This is a genomic window from Actinopolyspora alba (assembly GCF_900112765.1).
Classification (GTDB): domain Bacteria; phylum Actinomycetota; class Actinomycetes; order Mycobacteriales; family Pseudonocardiaceae; genus Actinopolyspora; species Actinopolyspora alba.
On sequence record NZ_FOMZ01000015.1, the window covers coordinates 46,670 to 64,502 of the forward strand.

Genomic DNA, 17,833 nt, shown 5'->3' on the forward strand with positions numbered 1-17,833 from the left:
CGACGGCGCCACCGGCAGTGCGCTCGTTTCACCCGTGAGCCGACCGAACCGCGGGTGAAACGAGCTTCTCCGGGAATCAGCGGAGTGCCTCCTTCGGCGGGCGCTCCCGCCGGGCACCGTAGGCGAGGATGTACGGCGGAACGGCGCGCAGCCAGGGAAGCCTCGGCAGCAGCTTGAGCGCCCAGGGCAGTCTGGCGCGTCGACCGAAGTCGATCTCCCCTCGCAGCGCGGGCTCGACCACGTTGGCGTGGATGGTGCGTTGCAGTCCCTGGATGAGCGCGGTCGTGGGCTGGCGGGTGTGTTGGATCGCCGCGACGTGCCTGCGTCGCGGTCCGCCCCGCCGCAGCGGTTTCGCGAGGTGACGAGCGGCCGCCACCGCGTCCTGCACCGCCAGGTTGATACCGATCCCGCCGACCGGTGACATCGCGTGTGCCGCGTCCCCGATGCACAGCAGTCCCGGAACGTGCCAGCGGCGCAGCCGGTCCAGGGTGACGTGCAGCAGCTTCACCTCCTCCCAGCTCCGGACGAGTTCCCGTCCGTCGTCGAGCCAGCCGAGTCGTGCCCGCAGCGATTCGTTGAACTTCCCGATGTCGTTGGCGCGTTCGGCGGCGTCGGAGCCCTTGGCTATGACCGAGGCGACCTGGAAGTAGTCCCCCCGGTCCAGCAGTACGGTGAACGCGCCGTTCCCGATGTTGCCCACCGCTCCGGCGGGGTCCTCCTCCCGCCGTGGAATCCGGAACCACTGCACGTCCATCGGAGTCGGAAAGTCCCGGATCCGGAGCTGGTCGGCCAGTTCACGCCGGACCAGGGAGTCCCTGCCGTCACAGGCCACCGTGATGCTGGCCCGGAGCCGGCCGTGCTCCCCGTCGGCGGTGCGGTAGTCGACCCCCGTCACCCGGCCGTGTTCCCGCACCAGTCCGGTCACCTCGGTGTTCATGCGCAGCTCGAAGTTCGGCTCCTTCGCCGCTTCCGCCGCCAGCAGATTGAGCAGGTCCCACTGCGGGACCATGGCGATGTAGTTGTACTTGATCGGTAGCCGACCGAAATCACCCAGCGTGTAGAACTCGCCGTCCGGCCCGATCGGCAACATCACCGTGCTGACCCTTCGCTGCGGCAGTTCGGCGAACCGCTCGGCGAGGCCGAGCTCGTCCAGCAACGCCAACGTCGTGGGGTGCACCGTGTCACCGCGGAAGTCCCGCAGGAAGTCCGCGTGCTTTTCCAGCACCGTCACGTGTACTCCGGAGCGGGCGAGCAACAGCCCCAGCACCATCCCCGCGGGGCCTCCACCGACGACGCAGCAGGTGGTCCGCTTCATCGCGATCCCTCCCAAGTAGGAACTCTTCGGCTCGGCCGCCCTGTCGCTCGCGTGGGTGGCCACTCGGCGCGAGCCGCGCCGAACGGTTTCCCGCTCCGGAACTCGGAACGGGCACCTCGCGAACCGAGGAGCAATGCCGCAGAAGAATTCAACAAGCGTTGAATAATGCCAGCATGCGCCTGGGGGACGCGCCGGTCAAGAGGGGCGGCGCGCGGGATAAGCTGAGTCAGTCATGAGCACGTCAGATGTCACCACCGCCGAGTCCGACCGTCCGGTACGAGCCAGGTTCTGCCCCTCACCCACCGGCACGCCACACGTCGGACTGATCCGCACCGCGCTGTTCAACTGGGCGTTCGCCCGGCACAACAACGGATCGTTGCTGTTCCGCATCGAGGACACCGACGCGAGCAGGGACAGCGAGGAGTCCTACCAGGCACTGCTGGAGGCTCTTCGCTGGTTGCGCCTCGACTGGGACGAAGGGCCGGACGTGGGAGGTGAGTACGGTCCCTACCGGCAGAGCCAACGGCGTGAGATCTACGCGGACGTGGCCGCCAGACTGCTGGAGGCCGGTGAACTCTACGAGTCCTTCTCCACGCCGCAGGAAGTCGAACAGCGCCACCGAGATGCCGGCCGGGACCCCAAACTGGGGTACGACAACGCCGACCGCGAGCTGACCGAGCAGCGCAAGTCGGAGCTGCGCGCCGAGGGGCGCAGTCCGGTCCTGCGGTTGCGGATGCCGGACCGTGACATCGGATTCACCGACCTGATCCGCGGCGAAGTCACCTTCCCGGCGGGCAGCGTGCCCGACCCCGTCCTGGTGCGTGGCAACGGGGACGCGCTGTACCCGCTGACGAATCCCGTCGACGACGCCCTCATGGGGATCACTCACGTGCTGCGCGGTGAGGACCTGCTGTCCTCCACGCCGCGCCAGATCGCGCTCTACGAGGCGCTGCGGCGAATCGGCACGACGGACTTCACGCCCGAGTTCGGACACCTGCCGTTCGTGATGGGGGAGGGAAACAAGAAGCTCTCCAAACGGGACCCGCAGTCCGATGTCTTCCACCACCGCGAGCGTGGCTTCCTCCCCGAGGGGCTGCTCAACTATCTGGCGCTGCTCGGCTGGTCCATCTCCGACGACCGCGACGTGTTCGACCTCGACGAGATGGTCAGTGCGTTCGACATTCGCCGGGTCAGTGCCAATCCGGCGCGGTTCGACCAGAAGAAGGCCGACGCCATCAACGCCGCACACCTGCGTGCGTTGGAGCTCGACGATTTCGTCGACAGGGTAGTGCCGTACCTGGTCGCCGGTGATGTACTGCCCGCCGATCCGAGCGAGCGGCAGCTGGAGACGGTGCGAGCGGCCGCTCCGCTGGTGCAGGAGCGATTGACCGTGCTGTCGGACGCGGTCGGGATGATGGGCTTCCTGTTCGCGGGTGAGGCCTTCGAACCCGAACCAGCGGCCGCGACCAAGGCGCTGGGCAGTGACGCGCGGCCGGTGCTTTCGGCCGCCCTCGAAGTTCTCGAACCGTTGCCCGAGTGGCGCGCCGCCGACATCGAGAACGCCCTGAAACAGGCGATCGTCGAGGGACTGGGCATCAAGCCCCGCAAGGCGTTCACACCGGTCCGTGTGGCCATCACGGGGCGTACGGTCTCACCGCCGTTGTTCGAGTCGATGGAACTGCTCGACAGGCAGCCCTGCCTCGATCGGTTGCGCACGGCGCTGCGGAACGCACCCGAGGAGTGAGCACCACGGCCGTGCCGGTCGCCGCGACGGGAGTCGGGCGACCGGCACGGCCGTGTGTTCATGTGCTGTTGCACGCGGCGAGCTAAACCGTGTCAGTGATGTAAGTATCACCATGTTGGACGAGTCGGCCACTCCGGGTGGAGTCCTAGCCTCACGGAGTGAAATCCGCACTTGAAGTATCCGACTCGGAACGGCCTCGCGGCATCAGAGCGGTCTGCCTGGATATCGACGACACGCTGCTGGACAGTCGGGGATCGGCTCGACGGGCTTTCGCCTCATTGACCGGCAACGATGCGGCATGGCCGGTGTGGCGGCGGATAACCGACGAGTACAACGCGCGCATGATGGCGGGTGAGATCGATTTCGAGACGATGTGTCGCAGCCGCACCCGTGACTTCTTCGCCGCCTTCGGTGAGCGGCTCAGCGAGGACGAGGTACTGGCCAGGGAGCACCGGCGAATGGTGGCGCTGCGCGATTCCTGGGAACTCTTCGAGGACGCCACCGGCTGCCTGGAGTGGTTGCGCGCCAGTGGATTGCGCGTCGCGGCCATAACCAACGCCCCCGGCGGCTATCAGCGACACAAGCTCGCCGTCACCGGGTTGGCCGCGACCTTCGACGCGACGGTGATATCGGGCGAGTGCGGTGTGGCCAAGCCGTCCTCCGGAATCTTCGCGGCCGCCTGCGACGCGCTGGGGCTCTCGCCCGCGGAAGTGGCCCATGTCGGCAACAACCTGGAGATCGACGCCAACGGGGCCGCTTGCGCGGGCATGCACGGCATCTGGCTGGACCGGGACAGCGGCGGTTCGACGAGTGCTGGGGTTCCCGCCGACGGGGTGTCGGTGATCACGAGTCTGTACGAGTTGCCCGAAGTTCTGGTGTGTGATCTTCCCTTCGGCGGCGCGGACGACGAACTGCCCGCCTGCCAAGCGAGCATGGCCGGTTCGGCCTGATCGATGCTGTCCGTTCGGGGAACGGAACCGTTCGGAGCGGGCTCGTTCGCTTCGACAGGCCGTTCCCCGGCTGGAATCCCGTGGTGCTTCGCCGCGGGTCGTCCTCCTCGCGTGGGGCTCCAGCGGGAACTCCCACGAACGTGGTGGGGGAGTTTCCGTCGACTGTTCGGTCCCCGCCGGGGCGGGATCGGGGCAACGGCCCGATGTCTTCGGCGGAAGGCCCGCTCACCTGCTGAATCGCCTCGAACAGGGGGGTGGTGCGAAGCCGTTCACGGGCATGGTCTAGTATATTCACCAACGCGATGAACAGAGGTCATCGAAGCGGAAAAGCGAAAACCGCCGAATGATACGATGTTCATCGGTGCCGGTGGGGTATGGTGTAATCGGCAGCACGACTGATTCTGGTTCAGTTAGTCTAGGTTCGAATCCTGGTACCCCAGCTGAAGAAGCGTTCGATGCTTCTCGTGCGGTCCCGTCGTCTAGTGGCCTAGGACGCCGCCCTCTCAAGGCGGTAACGTGGGTTCGAATCCCATCGGGACTACGATAACCGGAGAGTTCCCGCTTTCCGGTGGTGCCCGGTTGTGGCTGACGCTGGTTTCGACAGCGTTGTGCGCCCCTCGGAGGCCGTGTTTGGTGTCTCGTCGGGTTATCAATCGGCACGTTCGTGGGTTATGGTCCGCTCGAAAGCGTTCGATAGCTTACGCGGTCCCGTCGTCTAGTGGTCTAGGACGCCGCCCTCTCAAGGCGGTAACGTGGGTTCGAATCCCATCGGGACTACACGAGAGTTACGAAGCCGGTGTGCTCGCACACCGGCTTTATTCGTGTTCACGCGGTTCTGTCAGCTCCGATGAGCGCCGAATCGTCTCGCCTTCGGTGCGGAAGGGCGCCGGGCGGTACGGCTTCCCCGACTCAGCGGGACCGCACCGCCGTCGCCCACGTATTCGCCCGGTGTCAGAGCCTGTTCTGCAGCCCGTCGGCAGCCGCGAGCAGATCGGCGGCCCAACGACTTCCGGGGCGGCGTCCCATCCGATCGATCGGTCCGGATACCGAGATGGCGGCCACCACGGTGCCCGCCGAGTCCCGCACCGGGGCCGAGACGCTGGCGACTCCGGATTCCCGCTCGGCGACGCTCTGCGCCCATCCCCGGCGGCGAACCTCCATGAGAGTGCGTTCCCCGAAGACGGCCTCCGCCAGCACGGCTCGCTGGGTGGCGGGATCGGACCACGCGGCCAACACCTTGGCGCCGGATCCGGCCGTCATCGGCAGCGCGGTGTTGACCGGGACCGTGTCACGCAGTCCGCTCGGCGGTTCCGCCGTGGCCACGCAGGTACGTTGCATCCCGTCGCGGCGGTAGAGCTGCACGCTCTCGCCGGTGATGTCGCGAAGTTTGGGCAGCACCGCGGCCGCCGCCTCCAGCAGGGGATCCACCGCGCCACCCGCCAGCTCTCCCAGCGCCGGACCGGAACGCCAGCGTCCGTCCGAGCCGCGTCGCAGCATCCGGTGCGTTTCCAAACCGACCGCGAGTCTGTGTGCCGTTGCCCTGGGCAATCCCGTACGCTCGCACAGCTCCGCCAACCCGCACGGATCCTCGGCGGCGGCCTGTAGCACGGCCACCGCTTTGTCCAGAACTCCGATACCGCTATGCTCTCCCACGGGGCGATACTAACGTCTCGTTATCTGGGAAGTCCACAACGTGGGAGCCGTACCACTCGGATCCCACGGCTTCGATGGGGAGGAGCGATGGGTAGCACGCTCGCCGAGAAGGTTTGGAACGAGCATCTGGTACGTCGCGGTGAGGGCGATGAACCGGATCTGCTCTACATCGACCTCCATCTCGTGCATGAGGTGACCAGCCCGCAGGCTTTCGAGGGTCTGCGGCTGGCCGACCGTGCCGTACGCCGTCCGGATCTGACGCTGGCGACGGAGGACCACAACGTGCCCACCGAGGGCGTGGAGTTGCCGATCGCCGATCCGGTGTCGCGCACGCAGGTCGAGACACTGCGCAAGAACTGCGCCGACTTCGGGGTGCGGCTCCATCCGATGGGCGACGCCGAGCAGGGGATCGTCCACGTGGTCGGACCGCAGTTGGGGCTGACCCAGCCCGGAACCACCGTGGTGTGCGGCGACAGCCACACCTCTACTCACGGCGCCTTCGGCGCGCTCGCGTTCGGCATCGGTACTTCCGAGGTCGAGCACGTACTGGCCACGCAGACACTGCCGCTGCGCCCCTTCCGCACCATGGCCGTCAACATCGAGGGGACGCTGCGTCCGGGAGTCACGAGCAAGGACGTCATCCTCGCCGTGATCTCCAAGATCGGAACCGGTGGTGGTCAGGGCTACGTGCTGGAGTACCGCGGCTCGGCCGTGGAGTCCATGACGATGGAAGCACGCATGACCATGTGCAACATGTCCATCGAAGCCGGTGCGAGGGCCGGCATGATCGCCCCCGACGAGACCACCTTCGAGTACCTCAAGGGACGTTCGCACGCGCCCTCCGGAGCGGACTGGGACGCCGCCGTGGAGCACTGGAAATCGTTGCGCACGGACTCCGACGCGGTCTACGACGCCGAGGTGACGATCGACGCGGACTCGCTCACGCCGTTCGTGACGTGGGGAACCAATCCAGGGCAGGGGCTGCCGCTCGGGGAGCGGGTTCCCGATCCGGAGTCGATCGCCGACGAGGAGAGCAGGGCCGCCACCGAGAAGGCGCTGGAGTACATGGGGCTGCGCGCCGGTACTCCGCTCCGCGACGTCGCGGTGGACACCGTGTTCCTCGGCTCCTGCACCAACGGGCGGATCGAGGATCTGCGCAGCGCCGCGGGGATACTACGCGATCGCAGGGTCGCCGACGACGTGCGGATGTTGGTCGTTCCCGGGTCCATGCGAGTCCGCGAGCAGGCCGAGGAGGAAGGGCTGCACGAGGTGTTCGAGGCGGCGGGTGCCGAATGGCGCCAGGCGGGGTGCTCGATGTGCCTGGGAATGAACCCCGATCAGCTCACCCCTGGGGAGCGCTCGGCCTCGACCTCCAACCGCAACTTCGAAGGCAGGCAGGGCAAGGGCGGGCGCACCCATCTCGTCTCGCCCGTCGTCGCGGCGGCGACGGCGGTGCGCGGCACGCTCTCCTCCCCGGAGGACCTGTAACCGAGCCGCGTCGCGACACCGGTGCGCTCGGCCCGGCGCGTTCGCGGGAGTCCGGACCAGGCGGGCAGCCACCCAACCAACCCGAGATACGGAGTACCTCATGGAGCCGTTCACCACGCACACCGGCATCGGAGTGCCACTTCGGCGGTCCAACGTAGACACCGACCAGATCATCCCCGCCGTCTACCTCAAGCGTGTGGCGCGAACAGGTTTCGAGGACGCCCTGTTCGCGGCCTGGCGTGCCGACGAGGACTTCATCCTCAACGTCGAACCGTTCAATCGGGGGAGCGTGCTGGTGGCCGGCCCCGATTTCGGGACCGGTTCCTCCAGGGAGCACGCCGTCTGGGCGCTGAAGGACTACGGTTTCCGGGTCGTCATATCCTCCCGGTTCGCCGACATCTTCCGAGGCAACGCGGGGAAGCAGGGACTTCTCGCCGCGCGGTGCGAGCAGTCCGATGTGGAGCTGCTCTGGAAGTTGCTCGAGTCCGAGCCCGGAACCGAGGTCACGGTGGATCTCGAGGCCCGCACCGTCAGCGCCAAGGAACTCACCATCGGTTTCGAGGTCGACGAGTACACGCGCTGGCGACTGCTGGAGGGCTTCGACGACATCGGCCTGACGATGCGTTCAGAGGACAGCATCGACGCTTTCGAACGAACCAGGCCGGGCTTTCTGCCGACCACGCAGCCCGCTCCCACCGTTTGAGGTTGTCCGTTCGAGTTCCGTCGTAACTCGGCCGTTCGGCTCCGGGCGACGGGCGGACTCGTCAGTGGCCTCGCGGTTCGGACGCACCGCGAGGCCACGAGGCACATCCGGGAATCGGTGCTCGATGCGCCCCGGGTCCGCGGGGCGCCGATCCGACGCATTCCCCCGCATCGTGCCCCTCCTGGGACTCACCGCTACGTGGTCCGGACGCACGCTCGATGTCGGTTCACCGCGACCGGTAGCGGGTTGTGGGTTTCCGTCCGTCGGCTCCCCACGGAAAACCGGGCTACAAAGCCTGCCGGGACGACATCGGTTTTTCTCCGGCTGCCAATGGCGCGCCACCACGCGAAAAGCGGGCGTGGCGAATGGCATCCACTCCCGCGGAGATTTACCGTGGCCCCTGAGTCGGCCCGGACGGGCCGTAGTTGTCCTGGGAGGGACTGACGTGAACAAGGCGCAACTAATCGAGGCATTGGCCGAACGCCTCGGTGACAAACAAACCGCGAGTCAGGCAGTGGACAACGTCGTGGATCTCATCGTCCGCAACGTCAACAAAGGCGAGAAGGTGAATATCACCGGTTTCGGCGTTTTCGAGAAACGAGCTCGTGCCGCCCGCACCGCCCGCAATCCGCGTACCGGTGAGGCGGTGAAGGTCCGCAAGACCAACGTGCCCGCTTTCCGGGCCGGTACACAGTTCAAGGAAGTAGTGGGCGGCCAACGAAAACTTCCCCGTGCGGCGGCGGCCAAGACCGGTACGGCGAGTCGTACCACCGCCACGAGCACTTCCGGTGCCACCCGTACCGGAACTACGACCCGTGCCGGTAGGACGGGATCCCGCACCGCCGCTGCCACCACGAGTGGGACGAGCAGCCGTACCTCCACGGCGAAGACGGGTACTGCCAAGGCCGGCACCGCCAAGACCGGAACGGCCACGAAGACCGGAACGGCGAGCAAGACCGGAGCCGCCGCCAAGACGGGAACGGCGACGAAGGCGAGCACCGCCAAGTCGGGGACCACGAAGTCGGCTGGTACCGCCAGGACGACGAGCTCCAAGTCCACCACCGCTCGTTCGACGGCGACCAAGAGTGGTGCCACGGGTGGAACCCGCGCGAAGACGGCGACGAGTCGGACGAGCGCTGCCACCGCCACCAGGGCGAGTACCGCGAAGGCCAGCACCGCGAAGACGGGAACGGCGGCCAAGAGTGGAACGGCGGCCAAGTCGGGCGCCGCCAAGACCGGCACCGCCAAGAGCGGGACGGCGGCGAAGGCGAGCACCACCAAGGCGAGCACCACCAAGGCGGGCACCACCAAGGCGGGCACGGCCAAGGCGGGCACGGCCAAGGCGGGCACTACGAAATCTTCGACCGGGACCGGCTCGGCGAAGTCCACCGGTACCGCCAAGTCGGGGACCACGAAGTCGGCTGGTACCGCCAGGACGACGAGCTCCAAGTCCGGCACCGGCAGGACTCAACAGGCCAAGACCTCCACGACGTCGACCAAGAAGTCCACTTCCGGACGTAACAGCAGGAAGTGACGCCGCCGACCGTACCTTTCACGCGTTTTCCGGCGTCGGGGCGGAGAAGTAGTCGGCGGCTGCCAACAGCGGTGCCGGACGCGACCCGTCACCGGAATCCCCGTCACCGGAATGCGTCGTGGTGAGGAAGGAGAGAACCCAGACACTGGCCTTGCGGCTGTTGATCTCACCGAGTGACAGCCCGTCCGAGCGAGCCAGTGAGCCCACCAGATCCGGAATGACACCGCCCTGGCTGCACACCACCGCGGTCCCCGGCTCGGCGGCGATGCGCAGCAGTCGTCGCCTCCCGGCTTCCGGATCGGCTCGATATGCCTCCTCGGAAAGCGCGGGCTCGGATTCGATGTTCGTCCGTAGACTCTCGGCGACGGAATCCACCGTCTGCTCGCAGCGCAGTCTCGGCGCGGAGTGGACGCGTTCGGGGCCGAACAGCGACAGCAGGTTGTGCAGCTGATTCCGTTGCCGCCATCCTGCTTCGCTGAGCGGTCGCAGGTTGTCGTCACCGTGGAATTCCGTGCGCTTGCCCGCCTCGGCGTGCCGTACCAGCAGTACGGTGCTCATCGTGGTGGGCAGGCTCAGGAACGAGTCCACCACGTCGTGGTCGTCCGCGTAGGTCAACCACTCGTGAGCCCGTGCGGCGGGAACCCAGCGCAGTTCGTCGACCTCCTCGTTGGCGACGAATTCCCCGGGAAGCGCACGCGCGGCGAAGTAGTCCACGGACTTGGAGGCACGGCCGTCCCGTCCGTGGGGAACCTCGTAACGGATCCTGCGCAGGTGACGGGACAGTACGCAGTTCAGCCCCGTTTCCTCGGTGATCTCCCGCGCGGCTGCTTGCGGGATCGTCTCACCGGGGTCGAGCTTGCCCTTGGGAAGCGACCAGTCCCCGTAGCGCGGGCGGTGCACCACGGCGATCTCCATGTCCTCGGTCGAACCCGGACGCCACAGCACGGCTCCGGCAGCCATTATCGTGGGCCGTTGAACTGCGGGATCGCCGTGAATCGGCGCGGATTTCGACGTCGCGGGTGGATCGATCTCGGAAGCGGGTTCGGTGTCGGACATCTCGGCTCATACCTTAGCGCCGTGCAGGCGCAGCATCTCCGTCTGGTGGTCCCGCACCTGTTGGTCCTGCCGCGGTGATGCTTCCCAATCACCCTTCGAGTTGAGCACCCAGCAACGCGTCTGCGGGTGAAGTGCCGAATCCAGCAGCGAGTCCAGTTCCGAGGTCAGCCTGGGATCGGTCACCTGCACCTGTGCCTCGATCCGCCGATCCAGATTCCGGTGCATCATGTCGGCACTCCCGATCCAGTGCTCGTCCGCGCCCTGGAAATGGAACACCCTGGAATGCTCCAGGAACCTGCCGAGAATCGAGCGGACCTCGATGTTTTCGCTCAGTCCGTCGACTCCCGCCTGCAAGGCACAAATACCGCGCACCACGATCCGAACGGGAACTCCGGCGAGCGATGCCCGGTAGAGGGCGTCGATGATCTGTTCGTCGACCAGCGAATTGACCTTCATCCGGATGCCTGCCGGTTTTCCCGTTCGCGCCAGTGCTATTTCACCCTCGATTCGTTCGACTATCCCGCTTCGGATGCCCTGGGGTGAGACCAGAATCCTGCGATAAGTGTCGTGCCGCGCGTATCCGGTGAGCACGTTGAACAGATCGGTCAGATCCGCGCCGATGTCGTCGTCGGCGGTGAGCAGCCCCAGGTCCTCATATGTGCGAGCGGTTTTCGGGTTGTAGTTGCCGGTTCCCAGGTGGCAGTAACGCCGCAGCGTCGCCCCCTCCTGACGCACCACGAGTGCCGTTTTGCAGTGGGTTTTCAACCCCACCAGGCCGTAGACCACGTGCACCCCGGAGCGTTCCAGGGCACGTGCCCACTGGATGTTGGCCTGCTCGTCGAACCGCGCCTTGAGCTCGACCAGCGCCACCACCTGCTTGCCCGCCTCGGCCGCGTCGATCAGCGAGTTGACGATCGGCGAGTCACCCGAGGTCCGGTACAACGTCTGTTTGATCGCGAGCACCCGCGGGTCCACGGCCGCTTGCTCTATGAAGCGCTGCACCGATGTGGAGAACGCGTGGTAGGGATGGTGTAACAGCACGTCGCCCTCGCGTAACGTCGCGAAGATGCTCTTGGACGTGTTGCCCTCCGCGAAGGCCGGATGAGTGGCGGGTACGACCGGCGACCCCTTCAGGTCCGGGCGTTGTAGTTTGCCCAGCTGGAACATGCAGGACAGATCCAGCAGGCCACGCACCTCCACGACGTCGTGCGGGTCCACGTCGAGCTCGCGCAACAGCAGGTCGAGCATTGTCCGGCTCATCGTGTCGGCTATTTCCAGCCGTACGGGCGGGCCGAACCGCCTGCGGGCCAGCTCACGCTCCATGGCCTGCAGCAGGTCCTCGTCGCGGTCCTCCTCGACCTCCAGGTCCGCGTTGCGGGTCACGCGGAAGATGTGGTGCTCGGTGACCTCCATGCCGGGGAAGAGTTTGTCCAGATGTGCGGCTATGAGCTCCTCGAGCGGGATGAACGTGCTCTGCAGCTGGTCTCGCTCGTCCTCCACCCGGATCAGCCGCGCCACGTTGTCGGGCACCTTGACCCTGGCGAACCGTTTGATCCCGGCCTCGGTGTCGGTGACCATCACCGCGAGGTTCAGCGACAGCCCGGAGATGTAGGGGAACGGGTGCGCCGGATCGACGGCGAGCGGGGTCAGGACCGGAAAGACGTGGTCCTCGAAGTAGCGCGTCAGGTTCTCCCGGTCCTGTTTCTCGAGTCGCGCCCAGCTCAGGATGCGGATGCCGTTGGCCTCCAGCTCCGGCAGCAGCTCGTCGAGGAAGACGCGGTCGAGCCGTTCCACCAGGTCCTGGTTCCGTGCCGAGATGCGGGTCAGCTGTTCGTGCGGAGAGAGGCCGTCGGCGCTGCGTACCGAGAGCCCCGTTTCCTCGCGCCGTTTCAGCCCCGCCACGCGCACCATGTAGAACTCGTCCAGGTTCGAGGCGAAGATGCCCAGGAACTTCACCCGTTCCAGCGGCGGTTGGGACCGGTCCTCGGCCACGGCCAGTACCCGGGCGTTGAAATCCAACCAGGACAGCTCGCGGTTGAGGTACCGATTCTCCGGCAGGTCCGTGCTGGCCACGGCCCTGGTGACGGCGGGAGGAGCAGCCGGTACGCGCGCGCCGTCCGATTCGCCGCCACGCGTGGCCGTTTCGTCCGGCGCCGTTTCGGCCTCGGGCGTGATGGCTTCGGGCGCGTTCCGAGTCACCTTCTCGGGAGCCGTCTCGTGGCTGTTCCCTCGTATCGATTCGGAAAGCCGATCGTCGCCGTCCGTACTCACACCACTATTGTCACGCATGAGGTGGGGGATACGCTCATCCGATCGGATGGTGACGGAGGTTACACGAGTCGTTCGGGGGTGCGGACTCACCCGAACGGCAGTGGTTTCGGTGGTGCTAAACCGCCCCCGGGCAGCCGATTTCGGAACGGTTTGGTCTCGATTCGTTTCCTCGCAGCAGCTTCCGAGTGTGGGAGCCGAGCCCCAGCTCCTCCGCCGCACGCAGGTCGGTTTCGGTGTCCACGTCGCAGCGCAGCGAGGCCCACGAGCCGAGGAGTGCCTTCGCGCCGCTCGCGCGGTGAGCCGTTGCCGAGTCCGTGCCGAAGCCGGGGCGCAGCGCTTTACCGACGGACGCCAGCAACAGCGTGGTCCCGGTGCCCTGGCGGTCCGCGCAGTAGGAGCGTTCCGAGTCCGCCTCCGCGATCGCACCGTCCAGCTCGGTGCCGCGCAACGCGGGGAGGTCGGCCTGCAGCGCGCCGATCCGGACCTTCGTGCCCCGCTCGCCGAGGAGGTGATCACCGTGTCGCAGTGCCGCGTTGAGTCCGGCCCGCGGTGAATCGGGCAGCACCTCGACCCCGAGTTCCCGGAACCGGTGCGTCAGCCCCGGGTCCGAGGTGACCACGAGCACTTCTCGTACTCGTTCCGCCGTTGCCGCCGCCAGGACGGTGTCCATCGCGAGTGCGGTCACGAGCTCGGCGTGCTCATCGGGAAGGGTTCGCTCGGTACGCAACCGGGTCTTGGCCAGGTGCAGTGGTTTGATCGGTACGAGCAGTTGGACTCCCACGGTCACCCCGCCATTCTGCGCCTCGCGGGGGAGAGGTCCAGCGACCGGTCAATCGGCGGTGCCCACCCCAACGGGTATGTTGGCAGCCGCTCAAACGGAAGGAGTTGGCGTGGCCGAGCCGAGGAGTTTGCGACGTTCCCGCGGCGCCACCAAAGAGCGTGGAAACGGTGTGGTCGGCAGAATCTGGTTGGCGATCGCCATCGTCGTGTTCTATCCGCTCAAGGCTTTGCTGGCGCGGACCAGGCTGATCGGGTTGGAGCACGTCCCCGCACAGGGTGGCGCGCTGTTGGTGCTCAACCACATCTCACACCTCGATCCGATCTACGACGCGGTGTCGGTGCACCGGGCGGGCAGGCTTCCCCGCTTCCTGGCCAAGCACACGCTCTGGAACTACCCGGTGCTGCGCGGTGTGCTGCGTGGCGTCGAGCAGATCCCGGTGTACCGCGGCAGCGTGAACGCCCAGCAGAGCCTTCGGGACGCGCACCGGGCTCTGGAACAGGGCAAGGTGGTGCTGATCTACCCCGACGGCACCATCACCAAGGATCCCGAGGGCTGGCCCATGACCCCGAAGGTGGGAGTGGCCAGGCTCGCCCTGGAGCACGACGTCCCGGTGATTCCGGTGGCGAGATGGGGCACCAGGGAAATCCTCGACGGATATCACAAGCGTTTTCGCCCCTTCCCGCGCAAGCGGGTCACGATGCGATTCGGCGCCCCCGCGGACCTGTCCGAGTACCGCGAGCGGGAAGCCGACACCAGGGTGTTGCGTGAGGTCACCGAGCTGCTCATGCGTCGGGTGCGCGATCAGCTGGCCGAGATCAGGGAGGAGCCCGCACCGTCCTCGTTCTACTCCGGTTCGAGGCGTGCGGAGCGGAACGACGACCATGTCTGAGACCACCGCTTCCGGGGCGGAGGGTGGTGCGTTGCGGCGTGTGGCAGTGCTGGGCGCCGGTTCCTGGGGAACCGCGTTCGCCAAAGTGCTCGCCGACGCGGGCACCGAGGTGCGGTTGTGGGCCCGCAGGAGCCACATGGCCGAGGCGATCGAGCGGGACCGCGTCAACGCCGAGTACCTTCCGCGCACCCCGCTTCCCGGCGGGCTGCGTGCCACCGACGACGCCGCGGTGGCGCTGCACGGTGCCGACGCGGTGGTGCTCGCGGTGCCGAGTCAGACCCTGCGGGAGAACCTGACCGGGTGGCAACCACTCCTCCCGGATGGGGCCACGCTGGTCAGTCTGGCCAAAGGGGTCGAGTTGAGCACTCTGAAGCGTATGAGCCAGGTGATAGCCGAGGTGGCCGATGTGCCCGCCGCTCGGGTGGCCGTCGTTTCCGGCCCCAACCTCGCCAAGGAGATCGCCGACGAGCAGCCCACCGCCACAGTGGTCGCCTGTCCGGACCACGAGCGCGCCGTCGCGCTGCAGCGCGCCTGTTCGACGGGGTACTTCCGGCCCTACACCAACACCGATATCGTCGGGGTGGAGGTGGCCGGTGCCTGCAAGAACGTGATCGCGCTCGCCTGCGGGGTGGCCTCCGGCCTGGGGTACGGCTCCAACACCATGTCCACTCTCATCACCAGGGGCATCGCCGAGACGACCCGGTTGGGAACAGCGCTGGGCGCCGAGCCCATGACCTTCGCCGGGCTGGCCGGAATGGGCGATCTGGTGGCCACCTGCGTGTCGCCGCTGTCCCGCAACCGCACGTTCGGGGAGCGGCTGGGGCACGGTGATTCCGTCGCCGAGGCGCAGCGTGCCGCGCACGGGCAGGTCGCGGAGGGTGTCAAGTCCTGCCGGTCGCTGTGCGAACTCGCGGCCGCCAACGGCGTGGAGATGCCGATAGCCGAAGTGGTCCACCGGGTCTGCCACGAAGGGTTGGACCCGGTGCCCGCCGCGGCCGAGCTGCTGGGACGGGACCGTAAACCGGAATAGCGATCGAGATGTCGCACAGGAAGGAGAACCCGTTGTACGGGGACGGGACGCGCTGCGTACACGGTGGAGAGACCGAACCGGCCGCCGGGGAGTCGTTCATGCCCGGTCCGGTGTTCGCGGCCCCGTACCACCTGGGTGGCTCCGATCGCCTCGGTGACACCGATTTCTACGGTCGGGGCGGGAATCCCACCTGGCGGGCGCTGGAAACCGCCGTCGGGGATCTCGACGGCGGAACGTGCCTGCTGCTGCCCTCCGGGATGGCGGCCATCGGCACTCTGCTGCGGGCCGTGCTGCACGCCGGTGACGTGCTGGTGCTGCCCACCGACGGCTACTACGCCACCAGGGAGTTCGTGCGGACCGAACTCGCCGAGCTGCACCTGCGGGTCAGGGAGGTTCCGACGGCGGGCCCCTTCCCGGACGACGTTTTCGACGGCGCCCGTCTGGTGTTGCTGGAGACTCCCTCCAATCCCGGTCTCGACGTCTGCGACATCGCGGCGCTGGCCGAGCGTGCCCACGCTGCGGGCGCGCTGCTGGCCGTGGACAACACGACCGCCACGCCGTTGGGCCAGCGACCGCTGGAACTCGGCGCCGACGTGGTGGTCGCCAGTGACACGAAGGCCCTGTGCGGGCACAGCGACCTGTTGCTCGGCCACGTCAGTGTGCGCGACGAGGAGCTCGCGCGACTCCTCGGCCGGGTACGCACCCTCTCCGGTGCGATCCCGGCGCCGTTCGAGACCTGGCTGGCGCATCGCAGCATGGCGACGCTCGACCTGCGTCTCGCCCGGCAGGCCGAGAACGCGGCGGCGCTCGCCGAGGCGTTGTCCGGTCACGCGGACGTCACGGGAGTTCGCTGGCCCGGCATGCCGAGCGACCCCGCGCACGAAGTGGCGAGTCGACAGATGCGCCGTTGGGGCGGTGTGCTGCGCTTCGAACTGCGGGACGCCGAGGCGGTGGAACGGTTCGTCAACCGTAGTCACCTCGTTTCCGGAGCGACCAGTTTCGGTGGGGTGCACAGCACCGTGGACCGGCGTGCCCAGTGGGGCGATCCCGTTCCGGACGGTTTCGTGCGGTTCTCGGCCGGTTGTGAGGACCCCGCCGATCTCGTGGCCGACGTCCTCGCCGCACTGCGGCGGTAGTGGCGCCCTGCTCCGGCTGGCGTGGTGCCCCGGTTCGCGCGGATCAGCGACTGTCGGAACACTCGGTTCGCGCGGCGAGAGCTCTCGCCGTGACGTGAGTCGGTGTCGCACGACAGTGTGAGATCTTGCGAGTCTCGGGGGATTTCCTTGCCGTAGCGTCTCGTTCCTGGTTCACTGGTCGTCGTGTTTTGGCGCGCTACGAAGGCGAACCCGACGGCGGTCCGGCGTCCGGCCGGTCAGTACCGCCATGTCGAGCTGCGCCTGGTAGCGAGCGCGCTGTGTCCTTCGCGGTGAATTTCCCCGTGATCACGGATCGTTGATCCGCCGATCCCGCTTTCCGCTCTTCTCCCGTACTATCGCGAAGGACCCTCCGCTGTGTTCGCCGTTCCACCGAATACCGTTCTCCACGCGCCCGAACGCACTCGATCGCATCCGGCGCTGATAGCCCGCGATATCGCGACCAATCGTCGCGGTTGGGCACACCTGGTGCGCTACGACCGGGAACAACGTTGGTCCGCACTGCTGCGGCGCACCGACGACCACGAGGTCTGGATCCTGAGCTGGTTGCCCGGCCAGCACACCGAGCTGCACGATCACGGAGGTGCCGACGGTGCCTTCACCGTGGTCTCCGGTGTGCTGACCGAACGCGCCGTGCGCTCCGACTCCGGACACCACCAGGCCGAGGCGCTGCACACGCTCGTCGCGGGCCAGTCCCGGGTCTTCGGTCCCAACTACGCCCATCAGGTGCACAACGAGGGGCCGGACCCCGCGATCAGCATTCACGTGTACCGGCCGGGCAGGGCGCTCAACCCGACCGGTTGATCAGGACTCCGCGTTCGCGGTCGAGAGCTTTCGGACGAAGTGTGTGGAAGGGGCGGTGAACCCGCTGCTCGCGTACAACCGGTGCGCGGCGTGACGCCCGTTTCCCGAATCGAGGTGGATCTCGCCCACCCCCGACGCCGCCGCCTCACGCGCGATCCAGCGCAGCAGTTCGCTCGCGTACCCGTTTCCCCTGGCTCGCGGCAGCGTGCACAGATCGTCGATGTACAGGTAGCTGCCCCAGGCCAGGCATTCACCGGAGCGGAATCCCGCCGCTGCCACCGCCCGCTGTTCCGAGTCGAGAGCCGCGATCAGTCGATACCCGTGCTGCCGCTGCCTGTCCACCGCGGCCAGGAAGTCGGCCATCGTGCTCAACCGGGGGCGTAGTTCCCGGATTACCGGGTACGCAGCGCCCGTCTCCGCCTGGTCGAGTTCCCTGATCAGCAACGCAGCACCTTTCCCGT

Annotated in this window: 14 protein-coding genes, 3 tRNA genes and 2 pseudogenes; 12 read left to right on the plus strand and 7 right to left on the minus strand. The window is 67.3% G+C overall.

Annotated features, from left to right (window positions below; genetic code table 11):
* Window positions 1-76: 76 nt before the first annotated feature.
* A complete protein-coding gene (locus BM150_RS20135) occupies window positions 77-1,315 on the minus strand; it encodes an FAD-dependent oxidoreductase (protein ID WP_092929082.1) in 1,239 nt (412 codons plus the stop codon).
* 232 nt (window positions 1,316-1,547) lie between these two features.
* On the opposite strand from BM150_RS20135, the gene gltX reads away from it, so the two are divergent.
* From gltX to BM150_RS20160, 5 genes are all read left to right on the plus strand, one after another.
* Complete coding sequence (gltX, locus tag BM150_RS20140; RefSeq protein WP_092928962.1) at window positions 1,548-3,059, plus strand: glutamate--tRNA ligase; 1,512 nt, start codon at window positions 1,548-1,550, stop codon at window positions 3,057-3,059.
* A gap of 158 nt (window positions 3,060-3,217) precedes the next feature.
* Window positions 3,218-4,009, plus strand: a complete 792-nt coding sequence (locus BM150_RS20145) for an HAD family hydrolase (RefSeq protein ID WP_175496939.1) — start codon at window positions 3,218-3,220, stop codon at window positions 4,007-4,009.
* A 368-nt stretch (window positions 4,010-4,377) separates the two neighbouring features.
* Window positions 4,378-4,449 (plus strand) — tRNA-Gln (locus BM150_RS20150).
* A 28-nt stretch (window positions 4,450-4,477) separates the two neighbouring features.
* Window positions 4,478-4,550, plus strand: a tRNA-Glu gene (locus BM150_RS20155).
* Between the two features lie 163 nt (window positions 4,551-4,713).
* A tRNA-Glu gene (locus BM150_RS20160) sits at window positions 4,714-4,786 on the plus strand.
* A 174-nt stretch (window positions 4,787-4,960) separates the two neighbouring features.
* On the opposite strand, the gene BM150_RS20165 is transcribed toward BM150_RS20160, so the two are convergent.
* Entirely contained in the window at window positions 4,961-5,662 is a 702-nt protein-coding gene (locus BM150_RS20165; RefSeq protein WP_165400580.1) for an IclR family transcriptional regulator, read from the minus strand.
* 87 nt (window positions 5,663-5,749) lie between these two features.
* Between BM150_RS20165 and leuC the strand changes: the two genes are divergently transcribed.
* The 3 genes and pseudogenes from leuC to BM150_RS25315 all read left to right on the plus strand — a co-directional run.
* Complete coding sequence (gene leuC / locus BM150_RS20170; RefSeq protein ID WP_092928964.1) at window positions 5,750-7,150, plus strand: 3-isopropylmalate dehydratase large subunit; 1,401 nt, start codon at window positions 5,750-5,752, stop codon at window positions 7,148-7,150.
* Between the two features lie 100 nt (window positions 7,151-7,250).
* Entirely contained in the window at window positions 7,251-7,853 is a 603-nt protein-coding gene (leuD, locus tag BM150_RS20175) for a 3-isopropylmalate dehydratase small subunit (protein WP_092928966.1), read from the plus strand.
* Between the two features lie 124 nt (window positions 7,854-7,977).
* Window positions 7,978-8,550, plus strand: a pseudogene (locus BM150_RS25315) (HU family DNA-binding protein); the annotation flags it as partial.
* Between the two features lie 609 nt (window positions 8,551-9,159).
* Here BM150_RS25315 and BM150_RS25320 read toward each other — a convergent pair.
* The 4 genes and pseudogenes from BM150_RS25320 to cofC form a co-directional block, all read right to left on the minus strand.
* A pseudogene (locus BM150_RS25320) lies at window positions 9,160-9,324 on the minus strand (hypothetical protein); the annotation flags it as partial.
* A gap of 81 nt (window positions 9,325-9,405) precedes the next feature.
* The gene (locus BM150_RS24970; RefSeq protein WP_175496946.1) at window positions 9,406-10,347 is read right to left on the minus strand and encodes an NUDIX hydrolase; all 942 of its coding nucleotides are present in this window, start codon (window positions 10,345-10,347) and stop codon (window positions 9,406-9,408) included.
* A gap of 102 nt (window positions 10,348-10,449) precedes the next feature.
* Window positions 10,450-12,732, minus strand: coding sequence for an RNA degradosome polyphosphate kinase (locus BM150_RS20190; RefSeq protein ID WP_425427436.1), 2,283 nt, complete (start codon window positions 12,730-12,732; stop codon window positions 10,450-10,452).
* Between the two features lie 97 nt (window positions 12,733-12,829).
* Window positions 12,830-13,501, minus strand: coding sequence for a 2-phospho-L-lactate guanylyltransferase (gene cofC / locus BM150_RS20195; RefSeq protein ID WP_092928975.1), 672 nt, complete (start codon window positions 13,499-13,501; stop codon window positions 12,830-12,832).
* Window positions 13,502-13,604: 103 nt separating this feature from the next.
* Here cofC and BM150_RS20200 point away from each other — a divergent pair, with 103 nt between their 5' ends.
* The 4 genes from BM150_RS20200 (at window position 13,605) to BM150_RS20215 (ending at window position 17,372) form a co-directional block, all read left to right on the plus strand.
* Window positions 13,605-14,384, plus strand: coding sequence for a lysophospholipid acyltransferase family protein (locus BM150_RS20200; protein ID WP_092928977.1), 780 nt, complete (start codon window positions 13,605-13,607; stop codon window positions 14,382-14,384).
* Window positions 14,377-15,414 carry an NAD(P)H-dependent glycerol-3-phosphate dehydrogenase gene (locus BM150_RS20205; RefSeq protein WP_092928979.1) on the plus strand — a complete coding sequence of 346 codons (1,038 nt, stop codon included), beginning with the start codon at window positions 14,377-14,379 and terminating at the stop codon, window positions 15,412-15,414. The genes BM150_RS20200 and BM150_RS20205 overlap by 8 nt, the downstream gene beginning before the upstream one ends.
* Window positions 15,415-15,422: 8 nt before the next feature.
* Window positions 15,423-16,550: a cystathionine gamma-lyase gene (locus tag BM150_RS20210; RefSeq protein WP_092928981.1), complete on the plus strand. Its 1,128-nt coding sequence runs from the start codon at window positions 15,423-15,425 to the stop codon at window positions 16,548-16,550.
* Between the two features lie 375 nt (window positions 16,551-16,925).
* Window positions 16,926-17,372, plus strand: coding sequence for a cysteine dioxygenase (locus BM150_RS20215; RefSeq protein WP_092928983.1), 447 nt, complete (start codon window positions 16,926-16,928; stop codon window positions 17,370-17,372).
* Here BM150_RS20215 and BM150_RS20220 read toward each other — a convergent pair whose 3' ends face one another.
* A complete protein-coding gene (locus BM150_RS20220; RefSeq protein ID WP_217641784.1) occupies window positions 17,373-17,816 on the minus strand; it encodes a GNAT family N-acetyltransferase in 444 nt (147 codons plus the stop codon). It abuts the gene before it with no gap.
* Window positions 17,817-17,833: the final 17 nt, after the last annotated feature.

Coding starts and splice junctions, on each gene's coding strand:
- BM150_RS20205 (WP_092928979.1), top strand. CDS start 14,377: ATGTCTGAGACCACCGCTTCCGGGGCGGAGGGTGGTGCGTTGCGGCGT.
- leuC (WP_092928964.1), top strand. CDS start 5,750: ATGGGTAGCACGCTCGCCGAGAAGGTTTGGAACGAGCATCTGGTACGT.
- leuD (WP_092928966.1), top strand. CDS start 7,251: ATGGAGCCGTTCACCACGCACACCGGCATCGGAGTGCCACTTCGGCGG.
- BM150_RS20135 (WP_092929082.1), bottom strand. CDS start 1,315: ATGAAGCGGACCACCTGCTGCGTCGTCGGTGGAGGCCCCGCGGGGATG.
- gltX (WP_092928962.1), top strand. CDS start 1,548: ATGAGCACGTCAGATGTCACCACCGCCGAGTCCGACCGTCCGGTACGA.
- BM150_RS20190 (WP_425427436.1), bottom strand. CDS start 12,732: ATGCGTGACAATAGTGGTGTGAGTACGGACGGCGACGATCGGCTTTCC.
- BM150_RS20210 (WP_092928981.1), top strand. CDS start 15,423: ATGTCGCACAGGAAGGAGAACCCGTTGTACGGGGACGGGACGCGCTGC.
- BM150_RS24970 (WP_175496946.1), bottom strand. CDS start 10,347: ATGGCTGCCGGAGCCGTGCTGTGGCGTCCGGGTTCGACCGAGGACATG.